The 12,571-nt window shown below is 37.3% G+C and carries 13 protein-coding genes and 2 pseudogenes; 12 read left to right on the top strand and 3 right to left on the bottom strand.

The genetic code is table 11. The annotated features are described in order from the left end of the window. Positions 1-7 precede the first annotated feature (7 nt). The 12 genes and pseudogenes from lplT (at position 8) to J3U23_RS05995 (ending at position 8,485) form a co-directional block, all read left to right on the top strand. Entirely contained in the window at positions 8-1,195 is a 1,188-nt protein-coding gene (lplT, locus tag J3U23_RS06045; protein ID WP_065563718.1) for a lysophospholipid transporter LplT, read from the top strand. Then, entirely contained in the window at positions 1,182-2,093 is a 912-nt protein-coding gene (murQ, locus tag J3U23_RS06040; protein WP_267338788.1) for an N-acetylmuramic acid 6-phosphate etherase, read from the top strand. Before lplT ends, murQ begins: the two co-directional genes overlap by 14 nt. Positions 2,094-2,279: 186 nt before the next feature. After that, positions 2,280-2,652 (top strand): annotated as a pseudogene (locus tag J3U23_RS12080) (PTS sugar transporter subunit IIA); the annotation flags it as partial. Between the two features lie 59 nt (positions 2,653-2,711). Further along, a pseudogene (locus J3U23_RS12075) lies at positions 2,712-3,254 on the top strand (PTS system mannose/fructose/N-acetylgalactosamine-transporter subunit IIB); the annotation flags it as partial. Positions 3,255-3,275: 21 nt separating this feature from the next. After that, the gene (locus tag J3U23_RS06030) at positions 3,276-4,076 is read left to right on the top strand and encodes a PTS mannose/fructose/sorbose transporter subunit IIC (protein WP_267338786.1); all 801 of its coding nucleotides are present in this window, start codon (positions 3,276-3,278) and stop codon (positions 4,074-4,076) included. A gap of 16 nt (positions 4,077-4,092) precedes the next feature. Continuing rightward, positions 4,093-5,004, top strand: a complete 912-nt coding sequence (locus J3U23_RS06025) for a PTS system mannose/fructose/sorbose family transporter subunit IID (protein ID WP_267338785.1) — start codon at positions 4,093-4,095, stop codon at positions 5,002-5,004. A gap of 150 nt (positions 5,005-5,154) precedes the next feature. Continuing rightward, complete coding sequence (locus tag J3U23_RS06020) at positions 5,155-5,523, top strand: DUF956 family protein (RefSeq protein ID WP_267338784.1); 369 nt, start codon at positions 5,155-5,157, stop codon at positions 5,521-5,523. Between the two features lie 262 nt (positions 5,524-5,785). Next, the gene (rpsP, locus tag J3U23_RS06015) at positions 5,786-6,034 is read left to right on the top strand and encodes a 30S ribosomal protein S16 (RefSeq protein WP_065563724.1); all 249 of its coding nucleotides are present in this window, start codon (positions 5,786-5,788) and stop codon (positions 6,032-6,034) included. 18 nt (positions 6,035-6,052) lie between these two features. Next, the gene (gene rimM / locus J3U23_RS06010) at positions 6,053-6,580 is read left to right on the top strand and encodes a ribosome maturation factor RimM (RefSeq protein WP_267338783.1); all 528 of its coding nucleotides are present in this window, start codon (positions 6,053-6,055) and stop codon (positions 6,578-6,580) included. A gap of 16 nt (positions 6,581-6,596) precedes the next feature. Beyond that, on the top strand, positions 6,597-7,349 hold the full coding sequence (trmD, locus tag J3U23_RS06005) for a tRNA (guanosine(37)-N1)-methyltransferase TrmD (RefSeq protein WP_267330388.1): 753 nt from the start codon (positions 6,597-6,599) through the stop codon (positions 7,347-7,349). Between the two features lie 31 nt (positions 7,350-7,380). Continuing rightward, the gene (rplS, locus tag J3U23_RS06000; protein ID WP_065563727.1) at positions 7,381-7,731 is read left to right on the top strand and encodes a 50S ribosomal protein L19; all 351 of its coding nucleotides are present in this window, start codon (positions 7,381-7,383) and stop codon (positions 7,729-7,731) included. Positions 7,732-7,882: 151 nt separating this feature from the next. Continuing rightward, positions 7,883-8,485, top strand: a complete 603-nt coding sequence (locus J3U23_RS05995) for a MarC family protein (RefSeq protein WP_065735090.1) — start codon at positions 7,883-7,885, stop codon at positions 8,483-8,485. A gap of 94 nt (positions 8,486-8,579) precedes the next feature. Here the strand turns inward: J3U23_RS05995 and J3U23_RS05990 are convergent, their stop codons facing one another. From J3U23_RS05990 to J3U23_RS05980, 3 genes are read right to left on the bottom strand one after another with little or no spacing between them, the layout of a single operon-like run. Continuing rightward, on the bottom strand, positions 8,580-9,965 hold the full coding sequence (locus J3U23_RS05990) for an amino acid permease (RefSeq protein ID WP_065735088.1): 1,386 nt from the start codon (positions 9,963-9,965) through the stop codon (positions 8,580-8,582). 54 nt (positions 9,966-10,019) lie between these two features. Then, positions 10,020-11,126, bottom strand: coding sequence for an alanine/ornithine racemase family PLP-dependent enzyme (locus tag J3U23_RS05985; protein ID WP_065735086.1), 1,107 nt, complete (start codon positions 11,124-11,126; stop codon positions 10,020-10,022). Positions 11,127-11,145: 19 nt separating this feature from the next. Continuing rightward, complete coding sequence (locus tag J3U23_RS05980; protein ID WP_267338782.1) at positions 11,146-12,552, bottom strand: APC family permease; 1,407 nt, start codon at positions 12,550-12,552, stop codon at positions 11,146-11,148. Positions 12,553-12,571: the final 19 nt, after the last annotated feature.

The following is a 12,571-nucleotide window of genomic DNA, read 5'->3' as shown; positions in this document are numbered from 1 at the left end:
ATTCACTATGAATAAACAGCCTTTATTAACCGTTGGCATGGCTGCAACCATGCTAGCCCAGTTTTTTTCAGCCTTTGCTGATAATGCTATTTTCTTTGCAATATTAGCTTTTATTAAACAACTCAATTATCCAGAGTGGAGCCAATCGGCATTACAAATCGGTTTTGTCATCCCTTTCATCCTTCTTTCGCCATTTGTTGGTCAATTTGCTGACAGCATGTCTAAAGGCAGAGCGATGATGATCTCAAATGGTATTAAATTATTAGGTGCTGCTGTTATTTGCTTAAATATCAATCCATTTTTAGGTTATTTTCTAGTTGGTGTGGGAGCAGCCGGTTATTCACCAGCAAAATATGGTATTTTAGGTGAGCTAACCTCAGGCGATAATTTAGTGAAAGCAAATGGTTTAATTGAAGCATCAACAATTGCAGCTATTTTACTAGGCTCACTTGCTGGAGGCCATATTGCTGACTTAAACATCACATTTGCATTACTTACTTGTGTAATAATGTATGGCCTAGCTGTTATAGCCAATATTTTTATTCCTAAACTTCCTGTCGCTCGAAAAGACATTGAGTGGAAGTTTATGAGTATGATAAAGGATTTTGCTAAAACCTTTAAAATCATTTTCAATAATAAACAAGCACTTTATACTTTACTTGGCACTAGCCTATTTTGGGGAGCGGGTATTACCTTGCGCTTTTTATTAATTAGCTGGGTGCCAATTGTGTTAGGTATTACTGACAACTCAACCCCAACAAATCTAAATGCCGTTGTGGCAATAGGTATTGTTGTTGGTGCTGGCCTTGCTAGTGCTATGGTTTCAATATCCAATACATTACGATGTATTCCAGCAGGAATATTAATGGGGTTTGCCGTCATTGCATTTACCTTACAAAGCAATATGACGAGTTCTTATATTCTATTAGTGATTATTGGTGCTTTAGGTGGTTATTTTTTAGTCCCACTAAATGCGTTAATTCAAAAAATGGGGAAAGAGCTTATTGGTGCTGGTAGTGTAATTTCGATACAAAACTTAAGCGAATATAGTGCAATGATGATTATGCTCAGCGCTTATACGTTAGCTATTGCTTGTGGATTATCTGTTATTACTATCGGTGTAGGTTTTGGTATGCTATTTGCCATTCTTATCGGGTTTGTATGGTTAGGTTTAAAATCACATGTCAAACATTAATTTATCAGCAATGATCACCGAAAATCGCAATAGTGCGAGCGAGAACATCGACTGCGCATCCACCCTTGAAATACTTCAAATTATCAATAATGAAGATAAAAAAGTGGCAATCGCAGTCGAAAAACAATTAGCTAATATAGCCAATGCGGTAGATGCAATCAGCCAGGCTTTCTTAAATCATGGCCGTTTAATTTACCTTGGTGCCGGCACTTCTGGACGATTAGGTATTTTAGATGCGAGCGAGTGCCCACCTACTTACGGAACGCCTCCAGAACAAGTCGTTGGATTAATTGCTGGCGGGCACCCTGCCATATTTAAAGCGGTTGAAAATGCAGAAGATTCACCTGAGCTAGCAGTTAATGATCTAAAAAATATCAATTTTAGCAAAAAAGATATTTTAGTAGGTATCGCAGCAAGTGGACGCACACCTTATGTTATCGGCGGTATGCAATATGCTCAATCACTGGGTTCAACAGTAATTAGCTTATGTTGCAACCCCAATGCACCGATGATTAACTTGGCCAATATTGCCATTACCCCAATTGTTGGCGCAGAAGTAGTTAGCGGTTCATCAAGAATGAAAGCCGGTACAGCACAAAAATTAGTGCTTAATATGTTAACCACAGCTAGCATGATTAAAATGGGTAAGGTTTACGGTAATTTAATGGTTGATGTTGAGGCCACTAATGCTAAACTCGTAGAACGTCAAATATCAATTGTCATGCAAGCGACCGATTGTAGTCGGGAGACGGCTATCTCCACGCTAAGTCAATGTAACAAAAATTGTAAAACAGCTATTTTAATGATTCTTGCAGGTTTAACAGCTCAGCAAGCAAAAACAGCATTACAACAAAATAACGGTTTTATCCGTAAAGCATTAGAACAAAGCAATAAATAATCTTTCTTAGCATTACACAAATATTACTGTTCTGATAAAGAAAGATTATTCTAAAATTTAGCAATATATTTTATCAAACCTTGATGAAGATCGAATTTATAAATCATATTGTTAATTAAAATAAGTAAATAGATTTATTTTATTAACTTTATATTAGCAATAATATAAAAAACTGGGAGGTACGTTATGGTTGGAATAATCTTGGCAACTCATGGTGAGTTTGCTGAAGGTATTTTACAATCAGGGACGATGATATTTGGAGAGCAAGAAAACGTTAAAGCCGTTACTTTGCATCCAAGTGATAGTCCTGAAAGCTTAAAGGAACGGATGCTGGCAGCAATTGCTACTTTCGATGATCAAAATGAAGTACTTTTTTTAGTCGACTTATGGGGTGGAACACCATTTAACCAAGCCAATACACTCTGTGGTGAACATCCAAATTGGGCTATCGTTGCAGGTTTAAATCTTCCAATGTTGATTGAGGCATACTCATCACGTTTATCGATGGAGACCGCCAAAGAAGTGGCTGCCGCCATTATTGAATCAGCCCAAGATGGTATTAGAACAACGGTTGAAGTGGCAGCTAAAACAACGCCAAACAATCAACAAACAAGCACTATCCCTGAAGGTACTGTTTTAGGCGATGGTAAATTGAAAATTGTATTAGCGCGTGTTGATTCACGCTTGTTACATGGACAAGTGGCAACCTCTTGGACTAAAGCGACTAACCCTAATCGTATTATTGTGGTTTCAGACTCAGTTGCCAAAGATGAATTAAGGAAAAAACTGATTGAAGAAGCCGCACCTCCTGGTGTTAAAGCCAATGTTGTGCCAATTAAAAAAATTATTGAAGTTGCGCATGATCCTCGTTTTGGTAACACAAAAGCCTTATTACTTTTCGAAAACCCTGAAGATGTACTTCGCGCTATAGATGGCGGTGTTGATATTCAAACATTAAATGTTGGTTCAATGGCGCATTCTGTCGGCAAGGTAATGGTCAACAAAGTGCTGTCAATGAGCGCTGAAGATGTTGATACATTCGAGAAATTAAAAGCGAAAAATGTGAAATTCGACATTCGCAAAGTACCTAATGATTCTGAGGATAATATGGATGAATTATTAAAGAAAGCGAAACAAGAATTAGCTGAACAAAAGAATTAGTTTAATTAAGGGGTTATTATTATGACTTTATCAATTATTGCTATCATTTTAGTGATAGTTATTGCGTTCTTAGCTGGAATGGAAGGTATTTTAGACCAATTCCAATTCCATCAACCACTAGTTGCTTGTTCACTAATTGGTTTAGTAACAGGAAATCTAGAAGCTGGCGTAATGTTAGGTGGTTCATTACAGATGATAGCATTAGGCTGGGCAAATATTGGCGCAGCGGTTGCACCTGATGCCGCGCTTGCTGCTGTTGCTTCATCTATTATTTTAGTTCTTGGTGGACAAGGTGAGGCTGGAGTATCGACAGCTATCGCTATTGCCATCCCACTAGCAGTTGCTGGCTTATTTTTAACGATGATTGTGCGAACTATTGCCGTCCCATTAGTGCATTTAATGGATGCTGCAGCAGAGCAAGGTAATATCCGTAGAATCGAATGGTTACAAATATTAGGGGTTTGTTTACAAGGTTTACGTATTGCAATACCAGCAGCAGCGCTGTTATTTATTCCTGCTGAAGTGGTAAAAGACGCATTAAATTCAATGCCTAAATGGCTATCAGAAGGTATGGGTATTGGTGGAGGCTTGGTAGTGGCTGTTGGTTATGCGATGGTAATTAATATGATGGCAAGTCGTGAAGTTTGGCCATTTTTCATTATTGGTTTTGTTGTTGCCGCGATATCACAATTAACCTTGATTGCAATTGGTGCTCTAGGTATTGCTTTAGCACTAATTTATCTAAATCTTTCTGAACGTGGCAATTCATCAAATGGTGGTAGTAAAGGCGATCCACTTGATGATATTTTAAATGATTACTAAGAACTTGGAGAAGAACATGACAGATCGAATTCATTTATCGAAAAAAGACCGTTTATCGGTAGCTTGGCGTTCAACTTTCCTTCAAGGTTCTTGGAACTACGAACGTATGCAAAATGGTGGCTTGGTTTATTCAATGATTCCTGCTATCAAAAAATTATATACCACAAAAGAAGATCGTTCGGCAGCACTTAAACGCCATTTAGAATTTTTCAATACACATCCTTATTTAGCATCACCTGTACTTGGTGTGACGTTAGCCCTTGAAGAAGAACGAGCTAATGGAGCACCTGTAGATGATGTCACTATTCAAGGGGTAAAAGTGGGAATGATGGGACCTTTAGCTGGGGTTGGTGATCCAGTTTTCTGGTTTACACTTCGTCCTATGCTTGGTGGACTAGGTGCCTCACTTGCCTTAAGTGGTAATATTCTAGGTCCAATTCTATTCTTCCTACTTTGGAACATTATTCGCATGTGCTTCATGTGGTTTACCCAAGAATTAGGTTACCGTACTGGTTCTAAAATTACCGATAACTTAGGTGGAGGTTTACTCCAAAAAATCACTAAAGGTGCATCTATCTTGGGGATGTTTGTTCTGGCAGCTTTAGTACAAAGGTGGGTATCAATAAAATTCCAACCAGTCGTATCCACAGTAAAATTAGATAATGGTGCATTTATTGATTGGAATTCCCTACCTGCTGGTGCCGAAGGTATACAAAAAGCATTGATACAAATGCAAGATGGGCTCGCACTTAGTCAAGACAAAGTAACGACTTTACAAAATAACTTAGATCAGCTAATTCCTGGACTTGTACCATTACTATTAACGTTCTTCTGTATGTGGTTACTTCGTAAAAAAGTATCACCTATTATAATTATTCTTGCACTATTCTTAGTCGGTGTTACTGGTCATGTTATTGGTCTTTTATAAAGCCAACAATGTTGACTAAAAAAGTTGAGGAGCGCACTTTTTAAGCAAAATTGCTGTTTTTCCTCAAACAAAAATCACCCTTTTCTTTATAAATAATGAGAAAAGGGTGCCTTAGCAACTCAGATTAAAATAATGGATATAAGTAGCTAAATGGTTCAATCATTAAATACCAAAGTAGATTTAACAGTAAAAGCGACTGCTTTTTCAGGTTTTTCAGAATATGGCCATATTATGATTGGTGATAAGGCGTTCGAATTTTATCATCAACGCGATCCTCGGAAATATATTCAAATTCCTTGGGAAGAGGTCGATTATGTTATCGCATCGGTATTTTTTAAAGGTAAGTGGATATCTCGTTACTCCATACAAACCAAAAAAGACGGCACGTTCGCTTTCGCGTCCAAAGAGCCGAAAAAAGTATTAAAAGCAATACGTGTCTATGTTGATAGCAAAAAAATGGTCAAAGCGTTAGGATTTTTTGACGTGTTAAAACGAGCTTTGTTCCGGAAAAGGTCTTAAAGATCAACCATCACTTTTAAAATATATCATTATATAGCAAGCAAGCTCACCATTATCAATGAAGCTAATTATTTATAATATAACTAGTTAAAAAGATGAATTTATGTTCATTTATAACTAAGCTTGTCGATAACTGATACTACCTAACTTTTTCACACACAATCAGCCATTGCACTTTTTGCTAGAAAGAGTATAATTTTGGGGCTTTGATTTTGTCCGTGTTGGGCAAAAGAAAGATTATTTTTTAATTTAAGAGGATGTTATGGTAACTATTCGTTTAGCTCGTGGTGGCTCTAAAAAGCGCCCTTTTTATCAAGTAGTTGTCACTGATAGCCGTAACCCACGTGATGGTCGTTTTATTGAGCGCGTTGGCTTTTTTAATCCAATTGCACAAGGTAAAGCAGAAGAATTACGTTTAGATCTTGATCGCGTAAATTATTGGGTTGGTTTAGGTGCTACTATTTCTGATCGTGTTAATACATTGATCAAACAAGCACAAAAAGCTGCTTAATTAAGTAATAGTGTAAAGATGAATACTGAGAATCTAATCGTTGTTGGTAAACTTGGTTCAAGCTACGGCATTCGTGGATGGCTCAGGATTTTTTCGTTTACAGAATTTCCAGATAGTATTTTTGATTACAAACCTTGGTATATCCAGCGTGCTGGAAAATGGCAGGAAGTAATCGTTGAGAGCTTTAAACCTCATAATCAAGATATGATTGTCAAACTCAAAGGCGTTGATGATCGAGATCAAGCCAATGCGTTAACTAATGCTGAAGTATTCGTTGATGCAAAAGAATTGCCTGAGCTTAATCAAGGCGATTTCTATTGGAAGGATTTGATTGGCTGTAGAGTGAAAACAATTAACGGTTATGATTTAGGTCAAGTAACTGATTTAATGGAAACCGGTTCTAATGATGTGTTGGTTGTTAAAGCAAATCTAAAAGATGCATTTGGAGCAACAGAACGTTTAATTCCTTTTGTTGAAGAACAATTTATTAAACAAGTTGATTTAACAACAAAAATGATTGTGGTCGATTGGGATCCCGCATTTTAATCGGTAAGGTAAGAATATGTGGATTGGCGTAATTAGCCTTTTTCCCGAAATGTTCCAAGCTATTACCTGTTATGGTGTAACTGGTCGAGCAGTAAAAAACGGACTGTTAACAGTAGAATATTGGAACCCGCGCGATTTTGCGCATGATAAGCATAAGACTGTCGATGATAGGCCTTATGGTGGTGGTCCCGGCATGTTAATGATGGTACAACCACTTAGAGATGCGATTCATGCTGCGAAAGCAGTAGCAGGTGAAAATACAAAAGTAATCTATCTTTCCCCACAAGGGCGCAAATTAAACCAACAAGGTGTTTGCGAGTTGTCACAATATCAAAAATTGATTTTGATTTGTGGTCGATATGAAGGTATAGATGAACGCGTTATCCAAACCGAAATTGATGAAGAATGGTCAATTGGGGATTACGTGTTAAGTGGCGGTGAATTACCGGCGATGACAATGATTGATGCATTAGCAAGGTTTATTCCAGGCGTATTGAATCATGAATCATCAGCAGAAGAAGACTCTTTTGCAAACGGTTTACTTGATTGTCCACACTATACCAGACCTGAGGTGTTAGATGGAATGGCGGTGCCTGATGTGTTAATGTCTGGTCACCATGAAGCGATTCGTCGCTGGCGATTGAAACAATCACTAGGACGAACTTGGTTGAGAAGAGAAGATCTTCTTGAAAATCTAGCTCTGACTGATGAAGAGCAACGTTTACTCACTGAATTCCAACGTGAATATCGTGATAAACCGAGCCATTAATATTTCAGTATAACTAGTAAGAGACAAAATTATGAAAAATGCAATTATTCAGCAATTAGAACAAGAACAAATGAAAAAAGACATCCCGTCTTTTCGTCCGGGTGATACGGTAGAAGTTAAAGTATGGGTTGTTGAAGGTAACAAAAAACGTCTTCAAGCATATGAAGGTGTGGTTATTGCAATTCGCAATCGTGGTTTACATTCTGCATTTACAGTACGTAAAATTTCGAATGGCGAAGGTGTTGAACGAGTATTCCAAACTCACTCACCAACTGTTGATTCAATTACTGTGAAACGTCGTGGTCAAGTACGTCAAGCTAAACTTTACTACTTACGCGAACTTCGTGGTAAAGCGGCTCGTATTAAAGAGCGCCTTAACTAATTCAAATTGGTTAATATTTAATAAACTATTAAAATTATATCCAATTAAATATGGTCACCTTTATGGTGACCGTTTTTATGTGTATAGTTGATTCCCGCCAACAATTGTTGACAGATTTCAAGCAATATCTAAAGCTATAAAGGGTAATACTATGGATAACTATCTTGTTGAAATTCTCGCCACCACAACCAAGTTATTCGCGTTAATGACACCACCAGCAGTGCTAAGTGCATTCTTAAGTGGTACTAAACAATATGATGAACAACAACGCCGAAAGACTGCACTTAAAACATCGTGTGCCGTTTTTATTATTGGTATTGTGTTATTCTTTTTTGGTAATGCCATGTTTAGTGTGTTTGGTTTTACACTCGATGCTTTTAGAATTGGGTCGGGAGCATTGCTATTTATTACCGCTGTTTCATTGATGAATGATTCACCTGAAAAAAATAAAATTCATACTGATGATGATGATATTAGTGTGGTTCCTCTTGCAATACCTTTATGTATGGGACCAGCCTCCATTGGTACGATTATTGTTATGGGGACAAGTTCGGTAGGTATGCAAAACCTGATTGGCGCCCTTTCGCTATTGATTGCCTCAAGCGGTATTTATGCCATGTTACTATGCGCAAAAAGCATTGCTAACGTTTTAAAAAATACTGGTATTGCAATTTTGTCAAAACTTACCGGGTTATTAATATCAGCTATTGCCGCTCAAGTTGTATTTACTGGCGTCTCTGCATTTTTAAAATAAGTTTTATAATTCAGATAATTAAAAGTTCAATTACTAACAGTAAGTAATCACCTTTAATTGATAGTTAAGGTGATTACATAAACTGATAATAAAGTTAATCGGATTTACGTTTTTTGAAAAAGTAATATGAAGCTAAAATTACGAAAATTAAGATTACCTCAGATAATAAAATAAAATGCCCTGATTCACCAAACCATACCCCAACAATAATAATAATGTTAACAGTAATAGAAATCATCGCTAACCAAGGAAATAGCGGAGATTTAAATTTGATCATATCTTTAGAGTATTTGCCTTCATTCACTCCCTTACGAAATTGATATTGGCACCAAGCAATAATAATCCAAGCAAAACACCCAACTTGTCCAGTACTTGCTACCAAATAGAGATATAATTTTTCAGCAGCAATATATTTAGAAAACAGCGAAACTAACGCAATAATTGCGATAAATAATATTCCTTTAGTTGGCACGCCTCGTTTATTGACTTCTGAAAAGTATTTTGGTGCTAAATCATCTTGAGCCATCGACCATAGCATTCTCGAGCTGGCATAAACAGCCGAATTAGCGGCCGATATTGCAGCACAAAAGATAACAAATAGCATCACATATGAAGCAAAGGTAATCCCGGCTTTATTGAATACCCAAACAAATGGGCTAATTTCATTATGGGTTGCTCCATAAGGGTAAACTAGTGCTAACACCGCAATCGCTAACACATAAAACAAGATGATACGAAAAGCCACACCAGTGATAATTTTTGGCAATACGCTTTGAGGTGATTGCGCTTCACCCGCTGCACTACCAATTAATTCGACGCCCTGAAATGAATAAGTAACAATTGTCATACAAACAAAAATTGATAAAAATCCACTAGGAAACCAACCTTGGTCGGTTTTAAGTGTTGGTAATACATGTGTTTGATTATATTGATGATAGAGTAAATAAATGCCAACAGCTATAAATGCAATAATGGCCAATACTTTTATCGTTGAAAACCAGTATTCACTTTCGCCAAAAGCTCTAACAGACGTTAAATGGACACAAGTAATAACGGTTAAAATAATTAGACTAAGAATATAGATGGGAATAGAGGAAAAAACTTGGTGAGCGATCATCGAAGCTGCAGTTAAGTCAGCAGCCATAGACAGTACCCAGCTTAACCAATATAACCAGCCAATGGTATAACTCCAAATAGGATGTGGAATAAACATTAGTGCATAATGCTGAAAAGAACCCGCATGTGGGAATGCACAAGAAAGTTCACCTAAGCAAAGCATGGTCGACAGCATAATACTACCCGCAAGTAGATATGCGATAATCGTGCCTAACGGTCCAACCGTGCTAAGTGGTGCTGCAATACCAATAAATAATCCAGTTCCTATTGAGCCACCTAACGAAATCATCAATAAATGACGATTTTTTAAGTTTTTCTTTAAGGTACTGGGATAAGGACTTTCTTGAGATTCTGATGTTGCCATGTAAACCGCCTAGTAATCAATAATAGCTGCTGGTTGCCCAGCAGCTGATAGATATTAATAAACAAACCGTTTTTCTACACCATTGGTTTGGCAAGCCATAAGTAGGGCTGTATAATCAAGCTCAAACCCAATCATATCGCCAACACGTAATGTTTCAGAAACATCTTCAATATCAACAATAGTATGATCGCTGGTTTGACCTAAGACCGTAATGTTGTCATTAATCGGTATACAGCTTTCTGCTGGCACATCTTGACGGCCAAAAGCGAGAAGCGCGCGTTTACGAGTACCATGATCAACAAAAGTTTTGCTGTTCAAAAAGGCATCAACACCTAATTCTCCAACAGGAACGGTTGGTTTACTATTAAGCTCGATGATTTGTGCATACAATTTATACATGTCACTACAAGCTTTTTCTACAGGTTTGTTTGAGTGATGAAACTCATCAAGATATTTCATATCCACATACTCAATACCAAACTCATGTAAACCACCAATTCGAATGTGATTAAGCCCTTCTGGCCAGATCCCTTTATCAAGCAGATGGTAACTTGTACAATTACCAGCTGATAGATACTTGATCTTGATATTACAAGCTTCTTCTACTTTACGCGCTATGTGTAAAAAATCCACACCATTTTTAACAGTTGGTAGAACAGTACCATAGCAGTTGAAGTTGGTCCCAAGCCCATAAAGCTCAACACCCGGTAAAGATAAGATTAGTTTGACTGTTTCGATGATATCATCGACATGTTCAAACCAAATACCTTCACGTAAATCGCCCATATCAACCATTAAAAGTACTTGATGGACTTTTTGTTGTTTTACCGCTTCATCAGAAAGTGCTTGGATAACTTGTTTTTCACTGTTTAAGCTAATATCTGCGTATTTCACTACTTCACTGATCTCACTTAAACAAGGACTACGTAATAAACAAGTTTTACAATTTAAAGCATCTTTAAGTTTCTTCAAATTGTAGGTCCTTGATTCAGCTATAACATCAATACCACCATCAAGCACCGCTTTGGCGGTTTCAACACAGCCATCAAAGACTTTATTTACCGCCATCACTTCAATGCCGTGTTTAGCAAGAAGTTCTTTTTCAACACGGGCATTGTCTTTTAATTTACCTAAATCAATTTCCAATATAGGTTTGTACATAAATTTACTCCTCTATATCTTATTGCAAGCGGTTACGTCTTTGTGCGCGATGGTATATCCATTCAGCTAACACAATTGCAAGCACTGCACCACCAACAATTTTAGCGATGTACTCAACATATCCACCCATATCAATTTGTGCTGGTGGAATAAAGACTAAGATCACCGCAAATAGCGTAGATAAGAAACCTAAACCAGGTAAAATAATTGGTAAAACTTTACCAGGAATCTTGAAGCTACGTGGTACATCTGGTTGAGTAATACGTAAGCGATAGTACGCAATAAACATCACTAAATAAGGAATAAAGTAACAAATGGTTGTTAATGCAGTTAACATCCAATATGCAGCAGCAATACTTGGTGATACGAATGTTGAGAAACAAAGTACCGTTACAATTATTGCTTGGATAGCTAAAGCAAATGCTGGTGTTTGATATACAGGATGTAAGCGACCAATACGTTCACCAAGTAAGTTATCTTCTTTTGATGCTTCTTGTAACATATAAATAGGACCAACTAACCATGAGTTAATTTGACCTAATGCACCAAAGAACAAACAAATTGCCATTACTGGTAATAACCAAGGCATGTGTAGCTCTTTAGCAGCAGCTTCCATCGCTTGCATTACACCGGCAACAATATCAGTATCAGCAGCAGGTAATAAGGTATTAATTGCCCAAGTACCAATCATATAGATACCAACGATAACAACTGCAGATACCGCCATCGCTTTAGGGAAGTCACGTTGTGGATCACGAGTACGACCAGCGATCATTGGTGCAACTTCTAGCCCAGCAAAAGCAAACATCATGCTTGATAAAAATACAATAGTATCCCAGCTACTTAAATCCGGAATCCAATCACTAACATGGCTATAATCAGTTGCCATTGGATGACCAGTCATTAACCATACAATAGCTAATAACACGATAATAGCAGCAGGAATAAATACACCTAACCATGCACTAACACTGTTAATGATTTTAGTCCATTTCATGCCTTTGATATTCATTAACGTTAAGATCCAGAATACTGCCATGGAGCCAACACCAATAAATACCTGATTCTGAGCAAGTTCAGGGCTAAACATATAACCAATTGCAGTAAAACCAAACTGCAACATTAATGGGAAGAAAAGCACACATGAAAACAGGAAGCAAACAACCACTATCCAACCAACACGTTTACCAAATGCTTCTTTTACCCATACAAAGATCCCACCATCTTTTGGCCAGCCTGTTGAAAGCTCACCACAAACCATGGCTAATGGAAAAAACAAACAAAATGCAGCAAGTAGCCAAAGCACCATTGCTGACGCTCCGTAAGGAGCAACATTAGGAATTTGACGTAAACTCAATATTGCAATGACATTCATAAACACAATGTCTTTAATACCAAGTAAACTTGAATCTTTAGAATCACTCATAATAACCTCACATAATAAC

The sequence above is a fragment of the Gilliamella sp. B3367 genome (genome assembly GCF_026536825.1).
GTDB classification, from domain to species: domain Bacteria; phylum Pseudomonadota; class Gammaproteobacteria; order Enterobacterales; family Orbaceae; genus Gilliamella; species Gilliamella apicola_E.
Note: the sequence above shows the minus strand (reverse complement) of the source record. Positions and strands in the feature narration are given on the sequence as shown.

Bases quoted from the DNA above. Each gene is read 5' to 3' on its own strand.
- trmD (WP_267330388.1), top strand. From the start codon at position 6,597: ATGTGGATTGGCGTAATTAGCCTTTTTCCCGAAATGTTCCAAGCTATT.
- J3U23_RS05995 (WP_065735090.1), top strand. From the start codon at position 7,883: ATGGATAACTATCTTGTTGAAATTCTCGCCACCACAACCAAGTTATTC.
- lplT (WP_065563718.1), top strand. From the start codon at position 8: ATGAATAAACAGCCTTTATTAACCGTTGGCATGGCTGCAACCATGCTA.
- J3U23_RS06030 (WP_267338786.1), top strand. From the start codon at position 3,276: ATGACTTTATCAATTATTGCTATCATTTTAGTGATAGTTATTGCGTTC.
- rimM (WP_267338783.1), top strand. From the start codon at position 6,053: ATGAATACTGAGAATCTAATCGTTGTTGGTAAACTTGGTTCAAGCTAC.
- J3U23_RS06020 (WP_267338784.1), top strand. From the start codon at position 5,155: ATGGTTCAATCATTAAATACCAAAGTAGATTTAACAGTAAAAGCGACT.
- rpsP (WP_065563724.1), top strand. From the start codon at position 5,786: ATGGTAACTATTCGTTTAGCTCGTGGTGGCTCTAAAAAGCGCCCTTTT.
- murQ (WP_267338788.1), top strand. From the start codon at position 1,182: ATGTCAAACATTAATTTATCAGCAATGATCACCGAAAATCGCAATAGT.
- J3U23_RS05990 (WP_065735088.1), bottom strand. From the start codon at position 9,965: ATGGCAACATCAGAATCTCAAGAAAGTCCTTATCCCAGTACCTTAAAG.
- J3U23_RS05985 (WP_065735086.1), bottom strand. From the start codon at position 11,126: ATGTACAAACCTATATTGGAAATTGATTTAGGTAAATTAAAAGACAAT.
- J3U23_RS05980 (WP_267338782.1), bottom strand. From the start codon at position 12,552: ATGAGTGATTCTAAAGATTCAAGTTTACTTGGTATTAAAGACATTGTG.
- J3U23_RS06025 (WP_267338785.1), top strand. From the start codon at position 4,093: ATGACAGATCGAATTCATTTATCGAAAAAAGACCGTTTATCGGTAGCT.
- rplS (WP_065563727.1), top strand. From the start codon at position 7,381: ATGAAAAATGCAATTATTCAGCAATTAGAACAAGAACAAATGAAAAAA.